This window comes from Acaryochloris sp. IP29b_bin.148 (assembly GCF_028285565.1).
Taxonomy (GTDB): domain Bacteria; phylum Cyanobacteriota; class Cyanobacteriia; order Thermosynechococcales; family Thermosynechococcaceae; genus Acaryochloris.
This window is the reverse complement of the sequence record NZ_JANQOY010000214.1, coordinates 1-26,499: the sequence shown is the minus strand read 5'-3', so window position 1 is coordinate 26,499 and position 26,499 is coordinate 1. Positions and strand designations below refer to the sequence as shown.

Below are 26,499 nucleotides of genomic sequence, written 5' to 3'. Positions count from 1 at the left end.
CAACAAAACAGGACTCAATCATTTTTTCCTCTACAGTGCCATTACCATTCCCCTGTTCTATGCCTCTGGTCTCATGTATTCCAACCATACGCCCCTGAGTATTGCCGAATATTGGCGCTGGTGGGTGGTCCATCTCTGGGTTGAGGGGTTCTTTGAAGTGTTTGCCACGGTAGCCATCGCCTACCTCTGTAGCGAACTGGGCTTTTTAAAGCGATCGACTGCTCTGAAAGCCACCTACCTCACCACGATTCTTTATCTAGGGAGTGGCGTAATTGGCACCCTCCACCATCTCTACTTTGCAGGCACCCCGGTCTTTATTACAGCGATGGGATCAGTGGCCTCGGCTCTAGAGGTGGTCCCCCTTACCCTGATCGGATTCGAAGTCGTCAAGTCCCTGAAGCTCTCGCAAGAGGCCCAAGGGTTTTATCGGCTACCCCTCAAATTTTTTATTGCCACCTGTTTCTGGAATCTAGTGGGTGCTGGTGTGTTTGGGTTTCTGATCAATCCACCGATTGTTCTGTACTATTCCCAGGGTCTAAATACCACGCCCATTCATGCCCATTCTGCCCTGTATGGGGTATATGGTTCTCTAGCCATTGCCCTGATGCTATTTGCCTTACGGGAAATCACGCCAGATCATGCTTGGGATGAGAAAAACTTCAACTTCTCCTTTTGGTGGATCAATGGGGGCCTCGTGATCATGATGGTCTTTGGCTTGATTCCTAATGGCTTCTATCAACTGGTGCAGTCCGTCAATCACGGCACTTGGTATGCCCGCAGTGCAGAGGTGATCAATTCCGCCTGGATGCACTGGACCGTTTGGCTGAGAATTCCCGGCGATATGGTCTTTGCGGTGGGTGCATTGGTACTGGTGATGAGCGTTGGCCGCGCCGTCGTTGCGATTTGGCAACAGCCTACCCAAAAACAACCTCCAGAACTTATCGCTAAGACTCCCTCCGTTTGATCTGATTCATCTTGCCCTGCTCTTCAGAGGATTATCCCTATGATTCGTGTTTTAGTTGGCATATTGGTATTTGTGATCAATAAGGTCTATGCCAATCGTCCCTACCCCCGGTTTTACGTGCTTGAAACCGTCGCTCGCGTTCCCTACTTTTCCTATCTCTCCGTCCTCCACTTTTATGAAACCTTGGGCTTTTGGCGCAAAGCAGATTGGCTCAAAATTCACTTTGCCGAATCCTGGAATGAACTCCATCACCTCTTGATTATGGAATCCCTGGGAGGGTCGAAGTTTTGGGGCGATCGCATTCTGGCTAAAACCACTGCCCTCATTTACTACTGGGTGATTGCAGCCCTATATGTCATGTCTCCCGCCTCGGCTTACCACTTTATGGAGCTGGTAGAAGAACATGCCTATGCGTCCTATAACAAGTTCCTGCAGGCAGAAGCTGAATACCTGAAAACCCAACCAGCTCCCGCTGTCGCAGTGCAATACTACCGAGATGGCGACCTCTACATGTTCGATGAGTTCCAAACTGCCCATCCAGCGGCAGAACGCCGCCCCCAAGTCGATACCCTGTATGACGTATTTGTCGCCATTCGCGATGACGAGATGGAGCACGTCAAAACCATGGTTGCCTGCCAGCAGCCCGAAGCCCAGCAAGCCCTCCTCAGTCCACATGCTCCCACACTAACCACAGAGGATGCTGCCACTCTACGTTAGAGGTATTCGTCCTCACCCATCAATCGATGAGGGCGAACCCTCAGACAAACAGATAATTCCGGTTTCTAGCAGGTTTAGGATGTAGACGTCACGGTGATGCTATTCAAGCTCTTAGTTATTCTGCATACATTGGGCGCAACAGTTTGGACGGGTGGACATTTAGTTCTGGCCGTTACGGTGTTGCCTTCAGCTTTGCGACATCGAGATCCCGATCGCATCCATGCGTTTGAAGAACATTTTGAAGGCTTTGGCCTCGCTGCATTGCTGCTCCAGACCCTCACCGGGTTGTGGCTAACCTGGATTTTTTTCCCTGGCTTCCAGAACTTCTTTGCTTTCCAGTCCTACTTATCCACCTATATTGCCGTCAAGCTGTCTTTGCTTCTGGGTACGGTAGCCCTCGCCCTACATGCTCGCTTTTTTATCATTCCGAACCTCACCAAAGAGACCTTGAATAAACTGGCCTTTCACATTGTGGGCGTCACCACCCTAGCCGTATTCTTCGTCGTAATGGGGGTGGGGATTCGGTTGGGCGGTTTGAGCTAAATCTGATTGTTATTAACCGCTAATAGTAATAGAGGCAGGTGAGCCTTCATTCACCCTGGTCACCATACCTTGGAAGGGATCCAAATATACCCGAGGTCATGACGAGCAATGGATCAATCAGTCCAGCTTATTGGACCTCTTGCATGAATCCTTTTCTGCGGCTATTACCTTTGCCTATTTCGCGATCCATCACGGGTTGCACTAGCCGGGGGAGAGCAGCTTTATCTTATTCTGCTCTGTTGTAACAGGTGACCTGAATCAGCTTACCGTTTGTACCTTCCATTAGAGGTCTTACTCACAATCCAGTCTGAAGATTGGTCCGTAGATACTAGCAACCACCATCAGATCTTTCAAAGTTGGGAGGCCGGAGGGGGCAATGTAGGGTTGCTATTCATGCAAGAAATCCGTTGAGAATAGGCAGAGCCAAAAAACAGGGCGTTTAAAACGACAAAACCCCCTACCAAAGGAGGTTTGAATACAATCGGAGCGGCGGGATTTGAACCCACGACCCCCACTACCCCAAAGTGGTGCGCTACCAAGCTGCGCTACGCCCCGTTTCGCCTTACAAGCCTAACATAAAACCCTGATTAAAAGACCTCAATTGTTTGGAGAGCGCCCACCAGTTCAGCAGCGCTCTCCGCAGGCCATTGTCCTTCCGCTCGGCGGCCACTTAGAAGGATAAAACTCAGATCAAATTGCTGAGGATAGCCTCGCACCTCTAGCCAGAGCAAATCACTACTGGCCTCACAGGTAATAGTTTCCTCCGCCATCAATTGATCTTGTAATTGGGCGACTGAATCTACCAATTGCAGTAGCAGGCGCCGAAAATCAGCAAACTCTGCGGCAGTCAACTCTACGGCCCATTGATTCGTACCTAAGAGTGCAGGAAATGCTGCATTGGGCTGCCATCCTAACCGCCAACCTTTGCCTTCTTTGAGCTGCCGCTCCATTTAAAAAGAGAGCTTTTGAGCCTCGCCAGGCTTGCGCACTGGGGTTGTTGATTGTGGTGTGGTGGATGGAGATGGTGCGGGCTGTGGGGTGGATTGAGAGGCTGGAACCTTTAACAAATCTGCGCTCCCTGAACCCGGCAACGGCACCAGCTTGGGACGCGTGATCGGTTCAGGCTCAGCGGCAGCAGGCTCTTTGGGTTTGGGTTGTGCCTGTTCTGGCGAAGGCGCTGCCTGTGGCGGAGGGGCTTGGCTGACGTAAATATTGCTCAGCATTTGAGTTAACGCGAGGCGCTGTTGCCGCGTTAACTGCCGGATCAACTTGCGATCGCGCTCCATCGGATTCGTTTTTAAGTACGACTGCCCTGGATACTCTTCCTCGCGCAGATTTTCGTACAGCCCCAAATAGTCTGCCAGCGTGATTTTCCAGTCAAAGCGATACTGTGGTGATCGACCTTTGACGAGTGTGTGATACTGAATGAGCCGACTGATCAGGGTACTGTTGGGTACAGGTTTATTACCCTTCTTGCGAATATGCTGGTTTTCCTTGGGCAGCTCTGGTAGTTGGGAATAGACCGCATCTGCCGCCATGATTGGATCCACTCGCTGGGCAGCAGCGGGTTGAGCTAGCAGACAGCTGCCAGCCACCACCGTACAGAGAAGTGCCCGCTGGCATTGCTGGATTAAAGGGACTTTAGGGGTCACTCGCCAATAATCTCCGGTTGTGTCAGTTCATCAGACATTTCGATAATGGCCTGCATCACAGATTTCATGCCTGCATCTTCAAAGTCTTCTAAATTCTCGCGCCGACGACGCTTTTTGGCCCGGTTCGCAACTTGCACCGTAATGCGGTAGCGATTAGAAGAAGCGCTAATCAATTCTTCAGCTCGCCGCATAATATGCGTGGTGTCGATGGTGGGGCGCTTAGACATAAAATTTCTCTAGAATAGACTGCTTACTAGTCTAGCAACAATGCTCTCGTCCCGAGACAAGCAGCCTAGAAACTCTGCGGGTACAAGGACTGATTGATTGTAGGATATGCAAAGCATACTTTAAGATCTGGACGTCGTTTTCAGACTACCGCGTCTTAAATGCACTATCACTGACCCTGAATCGGGATGTTGCCCCATGAGGCCATCCATAACCCTTGCTGGATCAGCCTGATCGCTTGACCCTCTTCATACCTATTCCGACCCATTCCTATGACCAACGTTGCCATCAATGAGACCCATCGTCAGCAAACCGCTCAGCTAGACGTTCCGCCCCGTCTATTAATGGGGCCGGGGCCGTCCAATGCCCATCCCAGAGTTTTACAAGCCTTGGGAATGCGCCAAGTGGGGCACTTGGATCCCTGCTTTATTGAGCTGATGAACGAAGTCCAGTCTCTGCTGAAATATGCTTGGCAAACGGAGAACCCGACGACGATTCCGGTAAGCGCAACGGGTAGCGCGGCCATGGAAGCCACCTTAGCCAATACCGTTGAGCCAGGAGATGTGGTTTTAGTGGGTGTCAATGGCTATTTCGGTCATCGGATGATGGATATGGCCGGACGTTATGGCGCGGATGTGCGTCGCATTGACAAACCCTGGGGAGAGGTCTTTTCCCTGGATGAATTGAAAGCGGGGCTGGAAGAGCATCGTCCTAAAATTTTGGGTCTAGTTCATGCGGAAACATCTACGGGAGCCTGCCAACCCTTAGAAGGGGTGGGTGACTTATGTCGAGAATATAACTGTTTGCTGTTGGCAGATACGGTGACTAGCTTAGGGGGCTTACCGCTGTTTTTGGATGAATGGGGCGTAGATATGGCCTATAGCGGTAGCCAAAAATGTCTGAGCTGCCCACCGGGAATTAGTCCTTTTACCTTAGGATCGCGCGCGGTGGAGAAGCTGAACCAGCGCCAGAAAAAAGTGCCCAACTGGTATTTAGATATGTCGATGGTGGGTAAATATTGGGGGTCGGAGCGGACCTATCACCATACGGCTCCCATTAATATGATCTATGGCTTTCGGGAAGCCCTTCGCTTGATTGCTGAAGAAGGATTGGCCGAGCGTTGGGCACGACATCAAGCCAATGCCGAACTGCTCTGGGAAGGGTTAGCGTCCCTGGGCATGGAGTGTTATGTGGAGCGTCAGCATCGATTACCGTCGCTGATTACGGTGCGTATCCCAGAGGGCGTCGATGGCAAAGCTGTGACTCAGCAGTTTCTGAAGAACTTTAATATTGAAATTGGCAATGGCCTCGGGGAACTGGCGGGCAAAGCCTGGCGGATTGGCCTGATGGGCTTTAATAGCCGTCCTGAGAACGTGTATATGGTGTTGGATGCCTTTAAGTACACCTTGAAACGCTAGGATCACAACGCACTCGATTAAGAATCCGTCTGGGGCATAGAAGTAAATACCACGCCCAGTGGGTCGGGTGATTGGGCTTTGTGCGATCGCACGTTGATTCGCCTGCAACTGCACCCCGCATCGAAAACTTTTCAGACTCATTGATCCTTAGTTTGGGGCTGTGAGACATCGTGGAGGGAAGGATGCTGGGGCTACACTTCCACTCGCTGTCCAGTTTGGACACGCCAAAGCTGAGCATAGATGCCGTTATGCGTCAGCAACTGTTCATGCTTGCCTTGCTCAACGATCCGGCCTTGCTCCATCACATAGATACAGTCAGCATGGCGAATCGTGGATAAACGATGGGCAATGGCAATCGTCGTCCGGTCCACCGTAATTCGATCCAAAGAGCGCTGAATCGCTGCTTCCGTTTCGTTGTCTACCGCAGAGGTGGCCTCATCCAAAATCAAAATCGGCGGATCTTTCAGGAGCGTGCGGGCAATCGCCAGTCGTTGCCGTTGTCCCCCAGACAGTTTCTGGCCCCGTTCCCCCACAATCGTGTGATAGCCCTGGGGCAGTTGGGAAATAAATTCATGAGCCTCTGCATTCTTAGCCGCTTTTTCCACCTGAGCCTGATCGATCTGAGGTTGACCGTAGGCAATATTTTCGTAAACCGTGCCGTGGAATAAGAATACATCCTGGCTCACTAGGCCAATGGCTTGGCGCAAATCCTTCAGCTGTAGGGTCTCAATGCCAACACCGTCTAGGGTGATATCCCCGGTATGGGCTTCATAAAATCGCAGCAAAAGCTTCACCAGAGTGCTTTTTCCCGATCCTGTCGACCCCACAATCGCAATGGTCTCACCCGCCGGAATCGTCAGAGAAACATTATGGATAATCGGTAACCCCGGATAGTACTCAAAGGACACATCCTTAAACTGCACCTCGCCTTGCACCTGATGGACAGGTAAATTCAAATGCCCTGGATGGATTTGGATCGGCGTATCCAATAACGCCATCACTCTTTGAATCGAAGCCATGGCTCGCTGATACTGATCGAGGGTTTCTCCCAACCGAGTCAGGGGCCAGAGCAGGCGCTGAGTGAGAAAAACTAAGACGCTGTAGGTCCCCACTTCAAGGCGATTGGCCATCACCTCCATGCCGCCAAACAGCATAATTGCCATAAACGCCAGCAAAATCAAAATCCGAATCAGCGGAATAAAGGCTGCACTCAGAGCAATGGCCCGGCTATTACTCCGACGATAGGCATCGCTATCAGTTCGCACCTGTTGAGCTTCAAATTCCTCTGCCGTAAAACTCTTAATCGTCACCATACCGCTGAGGTTATTGGCCAGACGACCATTGAGAAAGCTCACCTTTTCTCGCACGGTGGAATAGAAGGGAGCCAGCTTTTTTTGAAAGGCTACGGCACCCCAAATAATGAAGGGGATTGGCAGCATCGCCATCCACCCCACCGTGGGGGCCAGGATAAAAAAGGCACTGCTAATAATCACCACCGTGGTAATCACCTGAAGAATATCATTGGCCCCACCATCCAAAAACCGCTCCAGCTGGTTAATGTCATCGTTGAGGATGGACATCAGTTCTCCCGTGCTGCGGTCCTCGAAATAGGCCAACTCCAGATTCTGCAAATGCTGATAGGCATCTAAGCGTAGGTCATGCTGCATGGTCTGGGCTAGGTTCCGCCACAGCCGCGCATAGGCATATTCAAAGACAGACTCCAGTCCCCAAATAATGGCGGAAATCACCGACAAGGCCACCAATTGCTGAAAGACATCGGTAATGCCTAGCGCTGCAATCAGAGAGTCCTGGCGCTTGACCACAATATCCACCGCCGCCCCGATCAACACCGGTGGAGCCAGATCAAAAATTTTGTTGAGGACAGAGCAGGCAGCTGCCGACCAAATTTGGGAGCGATACACCCGCCCATATTTGAGCAGCCGAGTCAGAGGATGCAGGGTCTTAGAGTCAGAAGAATGTCTTGCCATAGATTAATTGGGAAATAGCAGTCATGGCTGAGATGCCTTTTCAGCGTACTGCGTTGCCGCTCTCCTAGGGGCAAGTCATCTTAGATTTCTTGGAGTGAAGGAGTTGAAGAACCCGTTCAAAATGCAATGACTCATATAATTACCAAGTGTTAGTCAAAGGAGGGAGAAACCCCTTATGACTAGATTCTGCTGCAAAACAGACGGTATAGCTCCTAGCTTGAGAATGCTGTTGCTTAGCTATATCAGACTGACACGTCTTTCGCAGTAGCGGTTCCATGGGGGAAAGTAGTGATTTAGAGGTATTCAGGGTATGAATGGAGAAATGAGTTGGACTCCATCTGAGAATGTTGTTCGCCATGTGGGAAGTCCAATTATTCCAGATATGGAGTTTTTCGCACCACCCCCACCAGAAATAGGGGAGGTTATTTCAGCAGATAGCTCCTTATCCCGTTCTAAACAGGCCACCCAAGCCCAGAAGCGAATCAAGAACTGCCTGATTTGGGCCAGTATAGGGGCGGTGGGAGGTTGCATTTTTGCATTTTTGACAGAGCTTCCTGTTCTGATTTGTGCCCTGATTAGTACAGTGCTTGCCATTGGTGTTGGCATCCTTACCACGCAATATTTCTATCAATGCTCTTACGTTGGCGAGCTGGGTATTGCCCTCCACAGCTTAAAGGGACAGCGCTCTAACCAACCCAAAACTCAGGTCTTTCTGTTTAAGGAGGGTCAAAATCTCTTCACTCAGCAAACCCGCAACTACTACAACGGCATCTATACCGGAACAAATTTTAACTACTGGTGGACCCGGTTGTCAGGATCAGAATTTCGGCTAAAGGGCGCTTATCGTAGCCAAGAGGGGAACCCACCGGCAGATAATTTATACCACTTTGCCAAAGCAGCAGAAGGACAGTGGAGCACCCATCTCTTGCCAGTTATCAATGAACAACTCAACCAAATGGGATATATTGAATTTCCCATCGGCAAGACCTTACGCATGGTGCGAATTGGGCCTGGGTTTATGGAGTTTGTCGAAAAAGACGGCCCCCACAGAGTCGAGGTTGCCGATATGAAAGATATTCGCCTCGGGGGTGGCATCTTCCAGTTCAAGCATAAAGATGCAAACTGGTGGTCTGGAAAAGGCAAATATTCCTTCGGCTATGCCGCCATTCCTAATGCCCGGTTATTTTTGATTTGCCTCGATCGATTAACAGGTATCCACTGGTAAGCAGCAGACTTAACATGGCCTAGTGGTCAAGTTCTATAGCAAATCCTTGTCGTTTTCCTGTTATATCCACCAGCATGGAAGTAGATGCCCCTTGTGGCAACACTAAATGTGAGGTTTAAAGATGCAACGATGTTTGCCCTGTGTATTGGCACTGCCCGTCAGCTTGATGATGTCTACAGCTGCCGTTGCCGACACCATTGAACTGCAAGTTTTGCCCATCAACGGTCCAGAACAAGGTTGTCCAAAGAAAGTGATTGCCTACCAAACGGGGCAACCTTACCAAGAAGGAGGCTATGCAACGGATGGCATGGTGAATCTCAGTGAGATCGCAACCCAAATCACCCTAGCCCCCGAAGAACCCTTTAGTGCCACCTGGATGGGTACCCTCAAGCCCCAATATCGCAACTGCGAAGGCACCGCTGGCATGTTCAAAATCGATGGGGAAGAGAATGCGGGTCCTTCTTATATTCGATTACAACTGTTCCAAGGCAAAGCCAAAGTCATCCTAGATATGACGGGGATGCAAGATGCGAACGGCTTTACAACCCAAATTATCAAAAGTGGCCTCCGCCAAGGTAATCCTCGCTGGACGTGGGGCGGCACTGACTGAAACATTCGCAGTTCATGGTCTAACCTGCTTGTTGTTTTGCCATAAAAAACTCCCCTCAAGATTTGGCTTGAAGGGAGTTAAAACATCTAAAAATAAGCTAAAAACTGGCTTGTGCTGCCATGACGCTGTACACCACATAGGCAATCAGAGAAGCAGCGCCAACGACAGCACTAAGAACCAAGACTCCATCTTTTGATACAGGCATAAATCTCTCCTTGTCTTATTGAAAATAGATAAAATGTGAGGAATATAAAAAACTCACCTCAGACAAGTCGCAGAGACCAACCACCAGACAGGACATCGTCCATACCCCGCAGATTGGCTAAGGAAATCAATAATTTAATCTGAATCGTTGTTTATCACTCAACCTTCACAGTGAACTGTTTAAGGTCTCGACTCTCTGGGGATCGTTGTAGGCATTGTAGATCTGAATGGGGTGGGTTGAGATAGCTAGCGAAACCGTAGACTCCTATCCCTAAAACTTGTCATATTAAGTCAAGTTGTCTAAGTCATGATTTGGCATAGATTTAGGCTGTACCCAGACATCATGAATATCTATGACTTGAGACATAATTAAGATTTCTCAACTCAACCCGTATTCCAACCGGTTGAACATCGTAGGGATTACCTGTAAACGTTGGAACCACACTGATTAACCATCAACGAGTGACATGAATACCCCTGCCCATATTCTGCTTAATCTTTTGTGCTTAGGTCGAAACCGATCAGCAAGCCTCGTCACCCCCGTTGCCGTTGGGGGAGTGTTGCCTGACGCCCCAATGTTTGTGTTCTATTTTGTAGAAAAGCTGATTCGGGGGAGTTCTGAGCAATATATCTGGCAACAGGCTTACTATCAACCCCACTGGCAGAACTTTATAGATGTCTTTAACGCCTTGCCCATTATGGCGTTTGGCTTTTTACTGGCACTCTGGAGCGGCTCTCAGGTAGGGAGGTTGCTATTTGCCAGTATGGGGTTGCATGTTTTGGGAGATTTACCCCTTCATCACGATGATGGCCACCGTCATTTTTTCCCATTCTCCAACTGGCGGTTTGAAAGTCCCATTTCTTATTGGGATCCTAAGCATTATGGAGGAGTGGTCACTCGCCTGGAAATTTTGGCGGTTTTAATCTGTTGTGTTGTTCTGTTTCGCCACTATAAATCCCTCAAAAGTCGGATTGCGTTGGGTACTGTTGGCATACTCTATGGGATTTATTTTGCCTATGTGTTTGCTGTTTGGGCGTAGATGCAATCTTCTACAACGAGCTGGAGTCAAGACTTTGGGATTCTTCAGGCGTTTGGGGCAAATGCAAACCGCATTCTTCTTTAAGACCTTGGAAACGGGTTGCGCGATCGCTGTCGTCATCCGCGCCCACAGGTCGGCTGGAATGCCAGTCTCCAACGGTGGTGTAGCCCAAGTCAAAGAAGGGATGATAGGGCAGATCGTGGGCCTGTAGGTATTGATAAATATCTCGAGAGTGCCAGTTCAGGATCGGTAGAACTTTGTAGCGATCGCCTTGGGTATCAACCCGACGTAAGGACTGTCGAAAATTCGTTTGTTTACTGCGCAATCCTGCCAACCAGGCCGTAGCCTCTAGCTCGTTTAAAGCCCGCTGCATCGGTTCAACCTTACGCATCTGATCGTACTGGTTAAAGGCTTTGACATCATTAAATTCCCATAGCTTGCCATATAGCGCTTCCATTCGAGCGGGACTGAGGACAGACTGATACACCTTGAGGTTGAGTCCTAATCGCGCTGTCAGTTCTTCTGCAAACAGGTAGGTTTGTGCAGGTAAATACCCCGTATCGATCCAAATAACGGGAATATTAGGAACGACCTGCGTCACCAGATGCAGCATGACAGCGGCTTGGATACCAAAGCTGGTACTCATCACCAAGCGATCACCAAAGGTCTCAGCCGCCCAGGCAACAACATCTGCGGCAGCGGCTTGATCAAACTGCTGGTTGATCTGTTCTAAATCTAGGGTGTGATCTGACGGGTTATTCAAATGATTTGCAGTTGAAGCGTGAAGGCTATTGGGTTTCCCACTTTGTCCAGCAGGGGAGGCGTCAATGAGGGACATCACAATACCAGCGCAGGTTCAAATCTATTAGTAACATTTTCTAGTGAGCATGTATGTTTAGCGCCGTTGATCACTGCTCCCGTTACGCATCGGTCTGATTGAAGACCGGAGATGACGCTTTCAGGGGCAGGCATCACGATTTCATGATCACACTAATGCTGTCATTGCAGGGTTTATCCAATCGCTGCTGACGTTTTATGCTGAGGGATATTAATAGAAGGAACATCGCTGATTGTGTCACTGGTATTTATTCGCAAGCTATCTGCAGCAGAACAATGCAAAGCTGATCTTACGTTAGCGCTAACGGCGGAAGAACGGACGCGATCGCGCCATAAATTCCAAACCGCAGAGGGGCAAACCGTCTTCCTGCAGCTCTCCCGGGGCACAATTCTCTACAATGGTGACCTACTGAAATCTGAAAGTGATACGGTATTGCGGATCATTGCCAGATCAGAACCGGTTTTAACCGTTCAAGCTGCCACGTCCCTAGATTTGCTGCGGGGGGCATATCATTTAGGCAATCGTCACGTCCCCTTAGAAATTACGCCAACTTGCCTACGACTAACGCCTGATCCGGTGTTGCAAAAAATGTTAGAACAGCTGGGTTTGGATGTAACGGAAGATATGCATCCCTTTCAACCAGAGGCAGGGGCTTATGGTCACCATAACCACCCTAGTCATCCATCCACTAAGTGATCTATATCACTTCTTTTGATATTATCTAACTGTATTAATGTTCAAGTCTATCTATTTTTTATTCATTTAGATTAATTGTAAAATCAGTCTTTGACAATGCAAGATTAGCTAGTGAATAGATAGTAGACAAAGACCTAAGTCAATCCTCTGTGAACGTCGTCTTCGGTAGGCTTATCCATAAACGGAAGCTTTAGGGGTCAATTATATTTCCTTAGTATTGTCCCGGAAAATTTCGAAGACACTTTATTGTTTTATCAAGTCATTGGGTATACTCGACTCGCGTTCAACCTAGGCTCTCTAAACCCATCGAGATAAGCCAGTGGCTGAAAAATATGGGTTTGGATCCGTGGGGTTTTTCGTTTTGATAGCCCAGACTAGCCGATCATCAAGTCTTGGGCAGTCTGCCAGCAGCATGACCACACCATCCACCGTTGACCGTCACTTTTTATCGCAACCCCAATTTTGGTTGCTGGCTCTCCTGGCAGGTTTATATGCCATTTATATGACCCTAGCGTGGCGAGCCGAAAATGTCAGTCATGTGGCGATCAGCCTACTGTTTGGATGTGCTGTGTTTTCTCTTTTGCAAGACAAGCAGCACAAACTCAACTTTGGCAGTTCTCTTCCCGCTAGCCTCGTTGGCACAGGCTTAGTACTGGGGGTGCTTGGGTATAGTGCCACCCAAACCGTAAACCCTTTTCTTCGCTTACTCCCCATCCTATCGGGCCTTGGTGTAGGCCTTTTGGCCTCTGGTTTTAGAGGACTCAAACAATATCGTCAAGAACTCATTGCTCTCTTCTTCCTAGGGGTTCCCAGCGTTATTGCCGCTTTTTGGATCGATATTTCTCCGATTACAGCCATTTTTTCCAGACTCCTCCTCCTCTACACAGGTTTTGAGGTGTCTGGACAGGGAACTTATGTGGCCTTACCCACTGGCAGCATCAAAGTCGTTTATGATTGCTCCGGTATTGATCAGATGAACTATCTCCTGGGATTGTCAGTGCTGAGCTTGGTTATGTTCCCTTTAAAGGGCTGGATGAAGCAAGTTTTAGTCCCTTTAGTGGGTCTAGTGCTTGGCTTTTTTGCCAACGTTATTCGTGTAGCGATGATGGCCATTTTTGCTGCATCCAATAAAGCTGCCTTTGATCTTTGGCATACGGGCGAAGGTTCCTATATATTTGCCTTCTTAGCGGTGTTGTGTTTGGGACTCTTCTATCGTTGGCTGCTCAAAGCAGAAGAATTGGTACCTCCCTCAACCGCTGCTGACTCTTCCTAGTTCATGATTCGTTCTCTTCACCTTCGACTGCTGTTGCTTGGCTCTCTAGTGGGGGTGACCTTACTGGTATGGGTCAAGGTGTTATGGTTTTCCACGCCTAAAACCCAGCCGGCTAAGACGACAGCAGCTTTGAGAATAACAACGGACAGAATTATTGCAATTCAATCAGATTTTCTCTATGGATAAACCCACCGATCAACAACTTACCCGTAAAGTTGATTTAGCCTATAACACCGCTGAAGCCCTAGTTAAGAATTTACAGTCGATGCAATTATTGAATTGGATTGGCTATGGTTTTTTACTGTTTACCTTGTTGGACTTCATTGCAGCAATTTTCCCGCCTAACTTTACGAGTGCAGCTTGGGAATTTGGCTTAGTGGGCAACTTGGTTGAGAGAGTTGCAGCCCCACTGATTGGGTTAGGCTTTGTATTTTTGGGTGGGCATTCCCACCGTTCTCTTCGGGAGCAATTCGTCCTCAAAATCCTGTCTTGGGCCGCCTTTGGATTTGCAGTATTGTATGGGTTGCTCATTGTTCTGGGCCTTTCTAGCACACTACGGATTGACGGCCAAAATAACAAACAAATCACAACCCAAGCCAAGCGAACCCAAAATCAGCTCCAACAGGTTCGGAGTGCCCTCCAATCTGTCACCACTAGGGAAGAAATGGAAATCTTTTTAGGGCGGTTGAACAATCAAGAGCAAGCCCCCAAAATTGAAAATGATCAACAGTTCCAGTCAACGAGACAGGAGGTGACTGATTTTCTGGATCAAGGGGAAAAGCGCCTCAAAACTCAAATGCAGTCTACTCGCCAGACCCAACGTCGGAGATTGCTCAAAAACTCTTTCAAATGGACTTTGGGAGCCTTATTATCGACTGCGTTATTTATTGTTATCTGGCGTGGCACGGTTGAGGTTCGTCGTGGCTAAGCTCCCTGTCTAGCCAACGAAGCTGAACGATACCATTGTTCCAAGACTTGCTCAGCTGGCTTGTTCTGTGGTGAGAAACCTGCACCTTGTGGTTTGGAATTAGCCTCGATGGAAGGAAGCCACTTCCACCAATACACCCCTGCTAACCAGTCTTGCTGCCAGAGGGTTTGGAAGAATGCTTCATAACAATTGGCTTGAGTTCGAAGGCCCTCTGAGGTTGCTAGTTGGGTTGGATTGACCTCAGAAGTGTCAGGCCATTTCCACGGTTCAATCGCAGTATCTGACGTACTGCGATAGCCAATTTCGGTAAAGATAACGGGTTTTTGATATTTACGGTGGAGAGTGGCAATCGTATCTTCATACTGCTGCCAAGCTTGTTGCAGTTCTGCCACACTGGGTTCTGGTTTGGAGGCTAAGGGGAAATAAGCTTGAATACCGATAAAGTCCAAGTCATCCCAAAACTGGACTTGCTCAAAGGCTTCATACCAGTTGGCAGCATAGGTGAGCTGACCAGGATACACCTGTCGAATCTCAGCAATTAATTGTCGCCAATCTTGTTCTCGTTCTACGGCTGTGGTCTGTAGTTCAGTGCCAATACAGAGGATGGGAATATTCTGCTGTTTGGCTAACTGGGCATAATGCAAAATAAATTGGCGATAGTTGGTAAACCAGGTCTGCCAATCGGCCTCAGACTTCATGTTGATATCCGTCCGCCACTTGCCCTCCTGAGGCCGAGTTAGCCAGATATGGGGTTTTAAAAGGGTTTGAATGCCCCGTTTTTGGGCCAATTGAGTGGTGGTGATCAATCCTTCATCGGTTTCGCCCCACCAAACCCCTTTTGTCGCTAATGCTAAATCAGGGGAGTCAATATCTTGCTGCCACCCAAACGGGGTTTGGACGATCCAATTCACATGGGCTTGAGTTAGGGTGTCAAAATTCTCAGCAGAAATGGGCGTGCGTTCTGCGGTCCAAGACATCCCTCTCTGTTTGGCTCCGGGTTCAATTTGAACGGCAGGTGGTGCTTGACTGTCAGCCTGATAGAGCTTGCACCCCACTATCAGCATTACGGTCAAACTCAAGAGCAGGATAAATTTTCTCATTCAAACTCTCAAATGATTTCCTCTTCTGATTTCTAAGCTAAGGGATTTAGATAATGGCAATATGAGTAATTGCTGAAAATCATCTCCGCTAGAATATTTCTACTGTTGAGGGATACTCAATCAATTCGATTCTCTTTCTCTGCTATCAACTTGGATATTACTCAGCGCTTACTTCAACTCACTAGCCCTGCTTTACCCGTCGGGGCCTATAGCTATTCCGAAGGTCTGGAGTGGTTAGTTGACCAGGGAACGATCAATAACGAATCCCATTTGCGAGCATGGTTGCTACAAGAGTTAGCCTATGGCTCTATTCGGATGGAAACTGCGGTCATGGTTCGTGGGTATCGGGCCAACGCAGATGTGCAAACATTGCTGCACTGGAATGCCTGGTTCTCTGCTGCGAGAGAAACGGAAGAGCTGAGATTACAAAGCTTACAGATGGGGCGATCGCTGTTGCGACTATCTAAGGCGTTGCATGACTCAGAACAAACCAGCCCAGAATTGATAGAGGTATGGGAGCAATTGCAAATAGCGGGATGTAATTTTGCGATCGCATTCGGTCTCACTGCCAACCTCTGGCAAATCCCGCTAGAACCCGCCACCCTCGGATATCTCCACAGTTGGGCCACCAATCTAATTAGCGCTGGCATCAAACTGATTCCCTTAGGTCAGACAACCGGCCAACAACTGCTCTTCCAACTTCAACCCCATATAGAAGACGCAACTCAATCCATTCTCTTACTCAAAGATGAGGATCTCTGTAGCTGTGGCTGGGGACTTGCCCTCGCTAGTATGGCCCATGAAACCCAATATAGTCGCCTATTCCGCAGCTAAGATTGTAGAGATTTTGATCCGAGAGGGCTTGTAAGATACTGTCATCCCCTACAAACTGAGGACTGACCTGACCATGAATTCGCTTCGAGTAGGTGTTGCAGGCCCCGTTGGCTCAGGCAAAACCGCATTAGTGGATGCCCTCTGCAAAGCCATGCGGGACCAGTACAATCTTGCCGTCGTCACCAACGATATCTACACCCAAGAAGACGCCCAGTTCCTCGTGCGCAGCCAGGCGCTGAGTCAAGACAGAATCTTAGGGGTCGAAACAGGCGGCTGTCCCCACACCGCCATTCGTGAAGATGCTTCCATTAACCTAGCTGCGATTGAAGATTTAGAGCAGCAGTTTACGCCCTTAGATATTGTGTTTGTGGAAAGTGGCGGAGATAACTTAGCGGCCACCTTTAGTCCTGAACTGGTCGATCTCACCATCTACGTGATTGATGTAGCTGGAGGCGACAAAATTCCCCGCAAAGGCGGACCCGGAATCACAAAATCGGACTTGCTCATCATCAACAAAATTGATCTGGCCCCCTATGTCGGTGCCAGCCTAGATGTGATGGAGCATGATACCCAACAAATGCGTGGCCCTAAACCCTTTGTGATGACGAACTTAAAACAACAGACAGGGCTGTCCTCAGTGATTGACTTTGTGGTTCAACATATTCCTCCTGCCAGTGCCCGATAAAAAGTGGCAATCAGAAGATCTGATTGCCACACTGTCCTTTGAGTAAGAAGTTAAGTCATGCGCTCACTGAAGTTGTGAACGATTTAGAAGGAGAATACAACCCGAAGCAGCCCCTGATAGAGGTTAGGCTCAACACTGCTATTGTTAGGATTAAAAATAGCGGAGAAAATCGGGGTAATCGAGATGTTGTCATTCACAGGGAACCGATAAAACGCTTCCACATTGAATTGAGTTTCATCGTTAACACCAACGCCAGTGCCTGGGAAATCCGCATCGCTGACAATAAAAGGTGCCCCGACAGTAGCCGCCAGAAGCGAGCCGGGGATCAACAAATCATGCATACCCAACCCAGCTTGAAAGGTTTGAGCCTCAAAATTATCGACCGGGCCCACAGAAAACGGTAAAGGATTTACGGCAAAGCCGGTCGCATTGACTTGATTGTCTGCATCGGCGAAGGAGTACCCATAGCGGCCAAAGATACCAAATTGACCAAACTTGGCCTCAGCATTGATCCCCACAGCATTTTGCTGAATATTGCCAGTGTCTGCATTGGTGTACTGCAAGCGAACCGCAAAGTTAGAATCATCACCAATGTCGTTGGCATATTCCAATTCCACAGTGGCTTGGTACGGATCGCCAAAGAGGCCCCCATTCGCATCCCCACTGCCGACTTCCGTTGCAGAGAAGCCGTTAACCGCCACAAAGGCACCTCGAACGGAAACAGGCCCCCCATTGACGTTCCAATCAAATCCACCCCCAGCGCCTCCTAAGAAGTTAGCGACGTAAGGCGTAATTAAGGGATTATTGATTAAGAACCATGTACTAAAGCCAGTAAAGGGACTGGTATAGCTGTTGCCATCAATAATATCGGTGGGATAAAACAGGGGGGCAACAGTAACAGACAGATCTTCAATGGGTTTGAAGGTATACGCTAGACGATATAAATTCGCCTGATTAGGCAACCCTGCGAAGTAATATTGGCTGGGGCTAAAGAGAGCCGTCTCAGCTGCGCCTTGCCCAAACCCTGGGGCAGAATTAGGCAGGGATTGCGTGGTCCCCAGTTGAGCATTCGAGAACAAATCTTGGCCTTGATTCCCAAAGAAGAGGGTTGTTTGCAATAAATCATCCCCCGAGAAGCTGGTATTAAAGCTCATATACACTGAGCCAATCAAGCTGGCACGGGAATCAGCGAGTTGGTTCGCACCTGGCGTTAAACCATCAGAGGAGTTATCGAAGGCTCCGTTGCCAGAATCACCAAATTGGGCGCTAAAAACCGCATCGACACTTAATTTAGTGGTCGTTGAGAATTGCTGGGCTTCAACGGTCGCCACCCGAGCTTCTAACCCATCTACACGCCCTCTCAGGGTCGCTAGCTCAGCGGCAAATTCATCTTGCAAAGCTTTGAGTGCATCCAAATCTTCCTTGGTTGCAAAACGATTGCTGAGATTATCTAAACAGGCATTGACGAGCGCTGCAGCCTCACGCCGAGACATTGCTCGGCTGGGACGAAACGTGCCATCGGGGTAGCCCGCCACACAACCATATCGCTCGACTAAAGACTGAATCGCTTGAAAGGCCCAGTCATCGGGTTGAACGTCAGACAGCTGTGAGACAGAGGTGACTTGCCCCACTGAATCATGCTGCGTTTCGTCCATCAGCTCTGAGACAGACGGTGTTGAAGCGGTGGACTGATCGGCTAGATGCAGTCTATCTGTCTCAGGGACATCAGCAGCCTCAGGGACATCAGCAGCCTCAGGGACATCAGCAGCCTCAGGGACATCAGCAACTGGAGTTGTTTCTTGGCTGATTAATTCCTGGGTCGGGAAACTTGAGGTCACCCCCGTATCACTGAAAGCCTCCACTTCAGGATTGAGCGCCAAATTCAACCCAGAAATCGACGTTTTATGGACTGGCATCTCTTCTGGGAGCTGCGGTTCGGTGGCTCTAGCAACCGTGGGCAGCAAACATGCCCATAGTGCAAGAGATGAAAAAATTAGAGATTTATCTCGAATATTGGCCATATCAAATCTTCCTCACACACCTTGAACAGATAACATCGACTCCATCCTGTTGATCAAGCTAAACGTATTTTTAACGCCAGAAAACTCACTCATTTCTAGGCATAACTAGAGATGTCTGGAATGCTCTGATGATGCAATTGGGATGGGAATCTTCTCAACGTCTGTAACATTTAGACGTTGCTAAACCTAAGTCCCCCACATACAAGTACGCTATGGCCAGAGAACTTTTTTGTATTCTTTGCTACAAATCAAAAAATTAATCGTTTTAGGATTCCTGCCGGTTAATACGCCATTTCAGGCCATATAACGCCAAGGGATTAAAAGTATTTGATGCTGATCGTGTGCCTGGGAATTTAAGCTTTTGTTAACAAAGACAATCATCACCTATAACCCTTGCTAATAAAGGAATTTTGGTCTTCTAACAATGCTTGTTAACTGCATGCCATCAATATTCTGTATCACCTGTAACATTTTTGGGTTGAGCTACATCCCTAATATCTCCTTGATGAAGGTAATGCTAGTCAGCTCAGTCTCCTAAGCTTTTTTAGGAAGAAAGCTATGCGCCTTAACTGGGGGGGAAATGCCGGGTATCACAAGACTCGGCATCTGCGATCGCAAACGTGAATTGTACTCATATCAATGTGTGCAATATGCTCCCGCGATCAGGATTGTTTGCAATTATCAAACTACTTTGTGTTGAGGAGTGAATCGGTTTATGGCCAGAGGATTTGGTCGGCGCGAATTCCTAATTATGGGTTCCGTCGCTTCAGGGAGCGTGCTGCTCAAAGCCTGTACACCAGGTAGTCAAGATAGTGGTAGTCCTTCCGGTGACACTATCAAAGTAGGGATTCTCCATTCCTTAAGTGGAACAATGGCGATCAGTGAAAAAAGCGTCGTTGATGCTGAAAAGCTAGCTATTAAGGAAATTAATGAGTCAGGCGGCGTTTTAGGCAAACAAATTGAAGCCGTGGTGGAGGATGGTCAGTCTGACTGGGATAAGTTCTCAGAAAAAGCGAAAAAGTTGATTGACCAAGACAAGGTTGTTACTGTATTCGGCTGCTGGACCTCTGCCAGCCGGAAAGCGGTCAAACCGGTCTTTGAATCTAAGGACCACATGCTTTGGTACCCCGTGCAGTACGAAGGACAAGAGTGTTCTAAGAACATCTTTTACACGGGAGCCGCACCGAACCAGCAAATTGAGCCTTCTGTAGATTGGCTCCTAGAAGAATATAAAGGCAAGCCCTTTTTCTTAGTGGGCTCTGATTATGTGTTTCCGCGCACAGCCAACACCATTATTAAGGCTCAACTGGAGGCCAAGGGTGGCAAAGTGGTGGGAGAAGAATATATTCAGTTAGGCAGTACCGACGTCACCCCCGTTATTTCCAAAATCCAGGCCGCTTTGCCTGAGGGCGGCGTTATTTACAACAGTCTGAATGGTGATACCAACGTTGCCTTCTTTAAGCAATTACAAGGTAAAGGCTTAGGCCCAGATAAATATCCCTCGATGTCGGTCAGTATTGCTGAAGAAGAGGTCAAAGCCATTGGGGTTGAGTATCTTAAGGATCATTATGCTGCTTGGAACTACTTCCAGACCGTAGATTCGCCCGAAAGCACCAAGTTTGTTGAGGCCTTTAAGAAAGAATATGGGGACGATCGAGTGGTCAACGATCCCATGGAAGCCGCCTATATTATGGTGTATCTCTGGAAGCAGGCTGTTGAACAGGCAGGTACTGCCGATGACCTAGAAAAAGTTCGAGCGGCTGCGATCGGTCAAGAATTTGCGGCACCAAATGGTCCCGTGAAAGTGGCTGGCAACCACCATATTTCTAAGACGGTGAGAATCGGCAAAATTCGGGAAGACGGTCTGTTTGAAATTGTTAACTCAACGGATGGTCCGGTAGAGCCGATTGCCTGGAACCAATTTGTAAAGGAAACAAAAGGCTATGCCTGTGATTGGTCTGATCCGGGTAAAGGCGAAAAGTACAAGAAGTAACCCTTTAAGCCCAAGCCTACGTTAGACATATCCCTGACCTTTAGGAGATCCTTTGCTCACTTCCTTATTCAATAGTTTTTTTGATGGCATCAGTATCGGCTCAGTGCTGCTATTGTCAGCGCTGGGCCTAGCAGTTGTTTTTGGCCTCATGGGTGTCATTAATATGGCCCATGGTGAGTTGATGATGCTGGGGGCTTACACCACCTTCGTTGTCCAAAATGCGTTCAAACCCTTAGGTCAACCTTGGTTTGGCGCTTATATCTTTGTGGCTTTAATCGCTGCCTTTCTGGTCACAGCCCTATTGGGCCTGGTTTTGGAAAAAGGGGTCATTCGTCATCTCTATGGCAGACCCCTCGAAACCTTACTGGCTACCTGGGGGGTCAGTCTGATTTTGCAGCAGTTTGTCCGCAGTGTGAGTTGGGTGATGATGCTGGGACTAGTTGTGTTTTGTGGGTTCTTTTTTGGGGCCATGACGCTACTGTCTCGCCGCTCTCATTTTCAGCGCATCAGAGGTTGGGCTATCACGATGCTGTTACCCCTGTCTGCAGGGATTGCCTGGGCAGCAAGTAGCACTTTAGGGCAAAAATATCAGCTGGCTGTCACGAAGCCTTGGTTCGGCGCTCAGAATGTAGACGTGACTGCTCCCGGTTGGCTCAGGGGCGGTATTAGACTGCTGGGGGCCTACCAAATGCCCTATGTCCGTCTCTTTATTTTGTCGCTGACCATCATTTGTATCTTGGGCATGTATGTATTTCTCCAACGCTCAGTTTGGGGATTACGCATTCGCGCAGTGACTCAAAATCGCAGCATGAGCGCTTGCTTGGGCATTCCCACTCAGCGCGTAGATGCGCTGACCTTTGCCCTCGGTTCTGGTTTGGCAGGTATCGCGGGTTGTGCCGTCAGTCTATTGGGGTCGGTCGGCCCCAATACGGGTCAAAATTATATTGTTGACACCTTTATGGTTGTGGTTGTGGGGGGTGTGGGTAAGTTAGTCGGGAGTATTGCGGCAGCCATGGCCATTGGGATCGCCAACTATTTAATTGGTGCCAATGCTCTTAGCCCTTTGGTGGCTTGGTTCCCACCACTCGCAAACCTATTGGAATTTTTTGCCAACTCCAGCATGGCTAAGGTGCTCGTTTTTGCGTTGATTGTGACCTTCTTGCAATTCCGACCGGCAGGAATGTTCCCCCAAAAAGGACGCACGGTAGATGCTTAAAGGACGGTTATGGCCGACACTTCGCCCCTAAATGCTCAGCGCCCTCGCCGCCTGCGTCAGACATCTTTGATGATGGAAGTGGGGATTGTGATTGTGATCGCACTCCTGATTCTGTTTGTTGTTCCCCTACTACTCACGGCCTTTGGCCAAGAGTTCCGCATCAATATGCTGGGGCGGTTTATGGCCTTAGCGATCGTGGCCTTAGGCATTGATTTAATCTGGGGCTACACAGGCATGCTCAGCTTAGGGCATGGGGTATTCTTTTCCCTGGGTGGATATGCCTTTGCGATGTTTTTGCAACTGCAACTTCCTGAAGGGGAACTACCCGAATTTTTTACCCTATATGGTGTCACCGAGCTGCCCTTTTTCTGGCAACCGTTCCACTCCCTGCCCTTTGCCCTGGCTGCTCTGATCTTAATCCCAGCTTTGGTGGCGGCACTTTTAGGTTATTTAGTCTTTCGCAACCGTATTCGAGGCGTCTATTTCTCTATCTTGACGCAAGCCTCCCTAATTGTTTTCTTTCATTTCTTCAATAGCCAACAAGAACTGATTAACGGTACCAATGGCCTCAAAACCGATACCGCCAAGATATTTGATGTGTACGCCGGATCTGATCAGGCGCAATCTGTGTTTTACACGCTGACGGTCGTGGGTTTAGTTCTCGCCTATGGACTTTGCCGATGGCTGACCAGTGGTCGACTGGGTAAATTGCTGATTGCCATCCGAGATGACGAAAGTCGAGTGAGATTTTCTGGCTATAACCCCACCGGATATAAAGTATTAGTCTTTGCTGTGTCCGCTGGTTTAGCGGGGATAGCGGGCGCTCTTTACACCGTCCAGTCTGGCATCATTTCTCCAAAAACCATGGATATTGCCTTTTCCATTGAGATGGTGATTTGGGTGGCGGTGGGGGGACGAGCCAGCTTAGTGGGGGCTGTTTTAGGTGCCCTAACCGTTAACTTTGCCAAAAGCATCCTCAGTGAGCAGTTCCCAGAGATTTGGCTATTTTTTCAGGGGGCATTGTTCTTAATTGTGGTTACCGTATTACCCGGTGGATTCGTGGGGTGGTTGCGAACCCAAGGTCAAGACCTATTCCGCTCTCTAATCGGGCGTCGTCGACGCCTAATGACCTATCCCCGTTTGGCCGAAGATCCGGAAGTAGAATATGAGCGACAAAATCTTAGAAATTGAAAATCTAACCGTTAGTTTTGACGGGTTTAAAGCTCTCAATCAGCTCAACTTCAGCATGGAAGCCGGAGAGCTACGGGTGATTATTGGCCCTAATGGCGCTGGCAAAACGACCTTCTTAGATGTGATCACCGGTAAAGTGCAACCCACAACTGGTCGGGCCTTATTTAAGGGTAAGAATCTCCGGTCAAAATCTGAACATCGGATTTCCCGTTTAGGAATTGGCCGCAAGTTTCAAACCCCGCGAGTGTATCTTAAACTGACGCCACGGGAAAATTTGGATCTCTCCTGCAATCGTCACAAAAACGTATGGGCAACCCTTCTAGGTCGTCCTGCCCAGTCGGAGCGCCGTACCGTTGCCGGTCTGCTAGACACCATTGGGCTGGCAACCAAGTCCGATATCCCGGCAGAGTTGTTATCCCACGGTGAAAAGCAACGCTTAGAAATTGGCATGTTAGTGGCTCAATCGCCTGACTTACTGTTGGTGGATGAGCCGGTTGCGGGCTTAACTGACGAGGAAACCGAAAACGTGGGCAACTTATTGCTGACCCTTGCCGAAGACCACTCCATTATCGTGATCGAGCATGATATGGAATTTGTGCGTCAAATTGCCCGACAAGTCACAGTGCTCCATCAAGGAGCTGTCCTCTGCGAAGGCAGTATGGAAGAAGTACAGCGTAATCCCCAAGTGATTGAGGTTTATTTAGGACAGCCGGAGGACAGTGATGGTTGATTCAACGTCTATATCGCCCGCCACGCCTCAACCCCTATTGGACATTGCTAACCTTAATGTCTACTACGGTGAAAGCCATATTCTCCGAAGTGTTGATTTGAGTGTTGGTCCCGGCAAGATGGTTTGCCTGATTGGCCGTAATGGAGTGGGTAAAACCACCTTACTGAAAACCATTTTGGGCTTATTAACGCCCCGTACAGGCATGATTACCCTAGAAGGAACGCCTTTACGCCGCAAAACACCCGATCAGCGAGCCCGTATGGGCATTGGCTATGTTCCCCAAGGCCGTGAAATTATTCCTGGCTTAACGGTGCAGGAAAATCTCATTCTTGGATTGGAAGCTCGCCCGCAGGGGAGAGGGAAAAGTCAAACGATTCCTGAGCAAGTGTTTCAGTTATTTCCAGTTCTGCAATCCATGCTCGGACGCATGGGAGGCGATTTAAGCGGCGGCCAACAGCAACAATTGGCCATTGCTAGAGCCCTGATGGGTAGTCCTCGCTTACTGGTCTTGGATGAGCCAACGGAAGGGATCCAGCCCTCTATCATTCTAGAAATTGAAGCCGCTGTCCGCCGAATTATAGAAACAACGGGTGTCTCAGTTTTGCTAGTCGAACAGCACCTCCACTTCGTTCGTCAAGCTGATTGGTACTATGCCATGCAAAAAGGCGGTATCGTCGCCTCTGGTCCCACCAGTGAACTTAGTAACCAAGTGATCCAAGAATTCTTGGCAGTTTAAGCCCACAAACATCCACATAATCGAACCTCAGCCATGGAGTAAGGTGTGTGGATTGGTTTTGCCACATCCAAAGACTCTCGGTAAATTTTTTCAGGTTGCATTGCCCAGCCTGAATTTTGGAGGTTTTACAAGGGCCTCACTCCACTTATCTCTTCTATGACTTCGATCTGGGTGGTCAAACGCTAGACGAAAACTGTTTGACGGCTGCTGGTGGAATAAGTGGTGTGCGACAATGGCTAGGGTTTAGTCCTGAAAAGATGTTCAAAAGTCGGAAAGTTTGGATATTAGGTGCGATCGCATGTTTGTTCGTTCTCTTTCTGTCCTGCCAATCCCCCCGTCCTGTTGCTCAAACCCCATCCACCGCTCCATCCCCTGAGTCTGCTGCGTCACCCCCCACTTCATCATCGCCGACTGTATCCCCTGTTGCTCCGCCCTCGGTCGCTTCTGCACCGCCGCCCATTGTTAGTGGAAAGCGGCTGATCGCCGATCTCAAGGCGCTTAATTTTGAGCGTTACACTGCAGCGGAACTGCAACAAACCAGGGCCTTTATCACCCAAACCTTAACTGCAGCGGGATGGACGGTCAGCGAACAACCCTTTGAGACCGGGGTAAATGTGGTGGCTGAACGCCCAGGAACAGACCCCAATGCAGGTGCTTTGTTGGTCGGAGCCCATTATGATTCAGTCCGAGGGTCGCCGGGGGCCGATGATAATGCTACTGGGGTGGTGGTGGCCTTGGAAGTGGCGAGACTACTGGGCGATCGCCAAACGCTACGGCCTTTGAGGATTGTGCTCTTTGATCAAGAAGAAGCGGGTCTGGTAGGGAGCTATGCCTATGCCCAGCGTCCCGAAAACCTCAAAAACTTAGACGGCGTCGTGATTTTGGAAATGCTGGGTTACACCTGTTCCAGACCGGGGTGTCAATACAAACCGGTGGAATTCAAGGTGGAGTTACCCAGTGATCAGGGAGACTTTCTTGCGATCGCAGGCGATACAGAACACCTACCGTTACTGAATGCCTTTAGCGAGAATCATCAGCCTAACTTACCGGCGTTAGTCCCCGTCTCCATTCCTTTTAAAGGCCTATTAACCCCTGTCATCCTGCGCAGTGACCATACTCCATTTTGGTTTGAAGGCATTGGTGCGGTTATGCTTACTGATACGGCACATCTGCGCAATCCCCACTACCATCGGCGCACCGATACCCCCGATTCTCTAGATGCTGCATTTCTAGAAGGGAATGCTCAAACGGCAGTTAACGCTATTACAGCTCTTTTAGACCGTCCGCAAAGTTTCTTGACTTCTGCAACCGACAAATCTTAAGCTTTCTCAGAATTCAAACCCTGACTATCATTGCTCGTTTTCTGGAGTGAAAGGGCTAACCTCCAGATTTTGCTAGACTTTCCAGCCGTAGCTGCATCACGATAGACTTCTAAATATAATTAGAATATGTGAAAGAAATCATAAAGTATCGTGAATTTTTATTGACTTTACTTTATGGTTAATCATATCTACACCGATTCAGGACCATCTGTTATATATCCTGCAATCATTTTGCGATTTATTTATACATCGGAGATCTATCCATGACCATAGCAGTCGGACGCGCCCAGGAGCGAGGATGGTTTGACGTCCTCGACGACTGGCTTAAGCGTGATCGGTTCGTCTTTATT

The 26,499-nt window shown here is 48.8% G+C and carries 25 protein-coding genes, 1 tRNA gene and 1 pseudogene; 18 read left to right on the top strand and 9 right to left on the bottom strand.

Going from position 1 to position 26,499, the window contains the following annotated elements:
* From Q0986_RS19455 to Q0986_RS19445, 3 genes are all read left to right on the top strand, one after another.
* Positions 1 to 964 (top strand): cbb3-type cytochrome c oxidase subunit I (locus Q0986_RS19455; RefSeq protein WP_299414592.1); only part of this gene is annotated, 964 nt, incomplete at its 5' end.
* A gap of 39 nt (positions 965 to 1,003) precedes the next feature.
* Positions 1,004 to 1,681, top strand: coding sequence for an alternative oxidase (locus tag Q0986_RS19450; protein WP_299414591.1), 678 nt, complete (start codon positions 1,004 to 1,006; stop codon positions 1,679 to 1,681).
* A gap of 96 nt (positions 1,682 to 1,777) precedes the next feature.
* The gene (locus Q0986_RS19445; RefSeq protein WP_299414589.1) at positions 1,778 to 2,224 is read left to right on the top strand and encodes a copper resistance protein CopD; all 447 of its coding nucleotides are present in this window, start codon (positions 1,778 to 1,780) and stop codon (positions 2,222 to 2,224) included.
* 481 nt (positions 2,225 to 2,705) lie between these two features.
* Here Q0986_RS19445 and Q0986_RS19440 read toward each other — a convergent pair.
* The 4 genes from Q0986_RS19440 to Q0986_RS19425 all read right to left on the bottom strand — a co-directional run bounded on the left by Q0986_RS19440 (position 2,706) and on the right by Q0986_RS19425 (position 4,103).
* Positions 2,706 to 2,779, bottom strand: a tRNA-Pro gene (locus Q0986_RS19440).
* Positions 2,780 to 2,811: 32 nt separating this feature from the next.
* Positions 2,812 to 3,174 carry a DUF1818 family protein gene (locus Q0986_RS19435; RefSeq protein WP_299414586.1) on the bottom strand — a complete coding sequence of 121 codons (363 nt, stop codon included), beginning with the start codon at positions 3,172 to 3,174 and terminating at the stop codon, positions 2,812 to 2,814.
* A complete protein-coding gene (locus Q0986_RS19430; protein WP_299414584.1) occupies positions 3,175 to 3,876 on the bottom strand; it encodes a hypothetical protein in 702 nt (233 codons plus the stop codon).
* Positions 3,873 to 4,103 (bottom strand): DNA-directed RNA polymerase subunit omega, encoded by a 231-nt coding sequence (locus Q0986_RS19425; protein WP_010481519.1) that lies wholly within the window; start codon positions 4,101 to 4,103, stop codon positions 3,873 to 3,875. The genes Q0986_RS19430 and Q0986_RS19425 overlap by 4 nt, the downstream gene beginning before the upstream one ends.
* Before the next feature lie 270 nt (positions 4,104 to 4,373).
* On the opposite strand from Q0986_RS19425, the gene Q0986_RS19420 reads away from it, so the two are divergent.
* Positions 4,374 to 5,519 (top strand): alanine--glyoxylate aminotransferase family protein, encoded by a 1,146-nt coding sequence (locus Q0986_RS19420; protein WP_299414581.1) that lies wholly within the window; start codon positions 4,374 to 4,376, stop codon positions 5,517 to 5,519.
* On the opposite strand, the pseudogene Q0986_RS23055 reads toward Q0986_RS19420, so the two are convergent.
* Together Q0986_RS23055 and Q0986_RS19415 are read right to left on the bottom strand one after the other, a co-directional pair.
* Positions 5,497 to 5,633: pseudogene (locus tag Q0986_RS23055) on the bottom strand (VOC family protein); the annotation flags it as partial. The gene Q0986_RS19420 and the pseudogene Q0986_RS23055 sit on opposite strands and share 23 nt — an antisense overlap.
* 77 nt (positions 5,634 to 5,710) lie before the next feature.
* Complete coding sequence (locus Q0986_RS19415) at positions 5,711 to 7,507, bottom strand: ABC transporter ATP-binding protein (RefSeq protein ID WP_299414579.1); 1,797 nt, start codon at positions 7,505 to 7,507, stop codon at positions 5,711 to 5,713.
* A 322-nt stretch (positions 7,508 to 7,829) separates the two neighbouring features.
* On the opposite strand from Q0986_RS19415, the gene Q0986_RS19410 reads away from it, so the two are divergent.
* From Q0986_RS19410 to Q0986_RS19400, 3 genes are all read left to right on the top strand, one after another.
* Positions 7,830 to 8,732, top strand: a complete 903-nt coding sequence (locus Q0986_RS19410) for a hypothetical protein (protein WP_299414577.1) — start codon at positions 7,830 to 7,832, stop codon at positions 8,730 to 8,732.
* A 121-nt stretch (positions 8,733 to 8,853) separates the two neighbouring features.
* Complete coding sequence (locus Q0986_RS19405; protein ID WP_299414575.1) at positions 8,854 to 9,342, top strand: hypothetical protein; 489 nt, start codon at positions 8,854 to 8,856, stop codon at positions 9,340 to 9,342.
* Between the two features lie 671 nt (positions 9,343 to 10,013).
* Complete coding sequence (locus tag Q0986_RS19400) at positions 10,014 to 10,586, top strand: hypothetical protein (RefSeq protein WP_299414573.1); 573 nt, start codon at positions 10,014 to 10,016, stop codon at positions 10,584 to 10,586.
* Positions 10,587 to 10,596: 10 nt separating this feature from the next.
* Here Q0986_RS19400 and cysH read toward each other — a convergent pair whose 3' ends face one another.
* Entirely contained in the window at positions 10,597 to 11,424 is an 828-nt protein-coding gene (gene cysH, locus Q0986_RS19395) for a phosphoadenosine phosphosulfate reductase (protein ID WP_299414571.1), read from the bottom strand.
* Between the two features lie 234 nt (positions 11,425 to 11,658).
* Between cysH and ureE the strand changes: the two genes are divergently transcribed.
* The 3 genes from ureE (at position 11,659) to Q0986_RS19380 (ending at position 14,321) form a co-directional block, all read left to right on the top strand.
* A complete protein-coding gene (gene ureE / locus Q0986_RS19390) occupies positions 11,659 to 12,120 on the top strand; it encodes an urease accessory protein UreE (protein WP_299414568.1) in 462 nt (153 codons plus the stop codon).
* A gap of 412 nt (positions 12,121 to 12,532) precedes the next feature.
* Positions 12,533 to 13,393, top strand: a complete 861-nt coding sequence (gene crtA / locus Q0986_RS19385; protein WP_299414565.1) for a cyanoexosortase A — start codon at positions 12,533 to 12,535, stop codon at positions 13,391 to 13,393.
* Positions 13,394 to 13,571: 178 nt separating this feature from the next.
* Positions 13,572 to 14,321 carry an HpsJ family protein gene (locus Q0986_RS19380; RefSeq protein WP_299414562.1) on the top strand — a complete coding sequence of 250 codons (750 nt, stop codon included), beginning with the start codon at positions 13,572 to 13,574 and terminating at the stop codon, positions 14,319 to 14,321.
* Here Q0986_RS19380 and Q0986_RS19375 read toward each other — a convergent pair.
* Positions 14,318 to 15,421, bottom strand: coding sequence for a glycoside hydrolase TIM-barrel-like domain-containing protein (locus Q0986_RS19375; protein WP_299414559.1), 1,104 nt, complete (start codon positions 15,419 to 15,421; stop codon positions 14,318 to 14,320). The genes Q0986_RS19380 and Q0986_RS19375 overlap by 4 nt on opposite strands.
* Before the next feature lie 150 nt (positions 15,422 to 15,571).
* Here Q0986_RS19375 and Q0986_RS19370 point away from each other — a divergent pair, with 150 nt between their 5' ends.
* Positions 15,572 to 16,255: an urease accessory protein UreF gene (locus Q0986_RS19370; RefSeq protein WP_299414556.1), complete on the top strand. Its 684-nt coding sequence runs from the start codon at positions 15,572 to 15,574 to the stop codon at positions 16,253 to 16,255.
* A 73-nt stretch (positions 16,256 to 16,328) separates the two neighbouring features.
* Positions 16,329 to 16,940, top strand: a complete 612-nt coding sequence (gene ureG / locus Q0986_RS19365; RefSeq protein ID WP_299414554.1) for an urease accessory protein UreG — start codon at positions 16,329 to 16,331, stop codon at positions 16,938 to 16,940.
* 83 nt (positions 16,941 to 17,023) lie between these two features.
* Here ureG and Q0986_RS19360 read toward each other — a convergent pair whose 3' ends face one another.
* Positions 17,024 to 18,961: an iron uptake porin gene (locus Q0986_RS19360; protein WP_299414551.1), complete on the bottom strand. Its 1,938-nt coding sequence runs from the start codon at positions 18,959 to 18,961 to the stop codon at positions 17,024 to 17,026.
* A gap of 715 nt (positions 18,962 to 19,676) precedes the next feature.
* Here Q0986_RS19360 and urtA point away from each other — a divergent pair.
* The 6 genes from urtA (at position 19,677) to Q0986_RS19330 (ending at position 26,149) form a co-directional block, all read left to right on the top strand.
* Positions 19,677 to 20,954 (top strand): urea ABC transporter substrate-binding protein, encoded by a 1,278-nt coding sequence (gene urtA, locus Q0986_RS19355; RefSeq protein WP_299414548.1) that lies wholly within the window; start codon positions 19,677 to 19,679, stop codon positions 20,952 to 20,954.
* Positions 20,955 to 21,006: 52 nt separating this feature from the next.
* A complete protein-coding gene (gene urtB / locus Q0986_RS19350) occupies positions 21,007 to 22,170 on the top strand; it encodes an urea ABC transporter permease subunit UrtB (protein WP_299414545.1) in 1,164 nt (387 codons plus the stop codon).
* Positions 22,171 to 22,179: 9 nt separating this feature from the next.
* Positions 22,180 to 23,361, top strand: a complete 1,182-nt coding sequence (gene urtC / locus Q0986_RS19345; protein WP_299414543.1) for an urea ABC transporter permease subunit UrtC — start codon at positions 22,180 to 22,182, stop codon at positions 23,359 to 23,361.
* Complete coding sequence (gene urtD, locus Q0986_RS19340) at positions 23,336 to 24,091, top strand: urea ABC transporter ATP-binding protein UrtD (RefSeq protein ID WP_299414541.1); 756 nt, start codon at positions 23,336 to 23,338, stop codon at positions 24,089 to 24,091. Before urtC ends, urtD begins: the two co-directional genes overlap by 26 nt.
* Positions 24,084 to 24,827: an urea ABC transporter ATP-binding subunit UrtE gene (gene urtE / locus Q0986_RS19335; RefSeq protein ID WP_299414538.1), complete on the top strand. Its 744-nt coding sequence runs from the start codon at positions 24,084 to 24,086 to the stop codon at positions 24,825 to 24,827. Before urtD ends, urtE begins: the two co-directional genes overlap by 8 nt.
* Before the next feature lie 116 nt (positions 24,828 to 24,943).
* Positions 24,944 to 26,149 (top strand): M28 family peptidase, encoded by a 1,206-nt coding sequence (locus Q0986_RS19330; RefSeq protein WP_299414536.1) that lies wholly within the window; start codon positions 24,944 to 24,946, stop codon positions 26,147 to 26,149.
* Positions 26,150 to 26,499: the final 350 nt, after the last annotated feature.

Coding starts and splice junctions, on each gene's coding strand:
- Q0986_RS19450 (WP_299414591.1), top strand. CDS start 1,004: ATGATTCGTGTTTTAGTTGGCATATTGGTATTTGTGATCAATAAGGTC.
- Q0986_RS19445 (WP_299414589.1), top strand. CDS start 1,778: ATGCTATTCAAGCTCTTAGTTATTCTGCATACATTGGGCGCAACAGTT.
- Q0986_RS19435 (WP_299414586.1), bottom strand. CDS start 3,174: ATGGAGCGGCAGCTCAAAGAAGGCAAAGGTTGGCGGTTAGGATGGCAG.
- Q0986_RS19425 (WP_010481519.1), bottom strand. CDS start 4,103: ATGTCTAAGCGCCCCACCATCGACACCACGCATATTATGCGGCGAGCT.
- Q0986_RS19420 (WP_299414581.1), top strand. CDS start 4,374: ATGACCAACGTTGCCATCAATGAGACCCATCGTCAGCAAACCGCTCAG.
- Q0986_RS19415 (WP_299414579.1), bottom strand. CDS start 7,507: ATGGCAAGACATTCTTCTGACTCTAAGACCCTGCATCCTCTGACTCGG.
- Q0986_RS19410 (WP_299414577.1), top strand. CDS start 7,830: ATGAGTTGGACTCCATCTGAGAATGTTGTTCGCCATGTGGGAAGTCCA.
- Q0986_RS19405 (WP_299414575.1), top strand. CDS start 8,854: ATGCAACGATGTTTGCCCTGTGTATTGGCACTGCCCGTCAGCTTGATG.
- Q0986_RS19400 (WP_299414573.1), top strand. CDS start 10,014: ATGAATACCCCTGCCCATATTCTGCTTAATCTTTTGTGCTTAGGTCGA.
- cysH (WP_299414571.1), bottom strand. CDS start 11,424: ATGTCCCTCATTGACGCCTCCCCTGCTGGACAAAGTGGGAAACCCAAT.
- crtA (WP_299414565.1), top strand. CDS start 12,533: ATGACCACACCATCCACCGTTGACCGTCACTTTTTATCGCAACCCCAA.
- Q0986_RS19380 (WP_299414562.1), top strand. CDS start 13,572: ATGGATAAACCCACCGATCAACAACTTACCCGTAAAGTTGATTTAGCC.
- Q0986_RS19375 (WP_299414559.1), bottom strand. CDS start 15,421: ATGAGAAAATTTATCCTGCTCTTGAGTTTGACCGTAATGCTGATAGTG.
- ureG (WP_299414554.1), top strand. CDS start 16,329: ATGAATTCGCTTCGAGTAGGTGTTGCAGGCCCCGTTGGCTCAGGCAAA.
- Q0986_RS19360 (WP_299414551.1), bottom strand. CDS start 18,961: ATGGCCAATATTCGAGATAAATCTCTAATTTTTTCATCTCTTGCACTA.
- urtA (WP_299414548.1), top strand. CDS start 19,677: ATGGCCAGAGGATTTGGTCGGCGCGAATTCCTAATTATGGGTTCCGTC.
- urtC (WP_299414543.1), top strand. CDS start 22,180: ATGGCCGACACTTCGCCCCTAAATGCTCAGCGCCCTCGCCGCCTGCGT.
- urtD (WP_299414541.1), top strand. CDS start 23,336: ATGAGCGACAAAATCTTAGAAATTGAAAATCTAACCGTTAGTTTTGAC.
- urtE (WP_299414538.1), top strand. CDS start 24,084: ATGGTTGATTCAACGTCTATATCGCCCGCCACGCCTCAACCCCTATTG.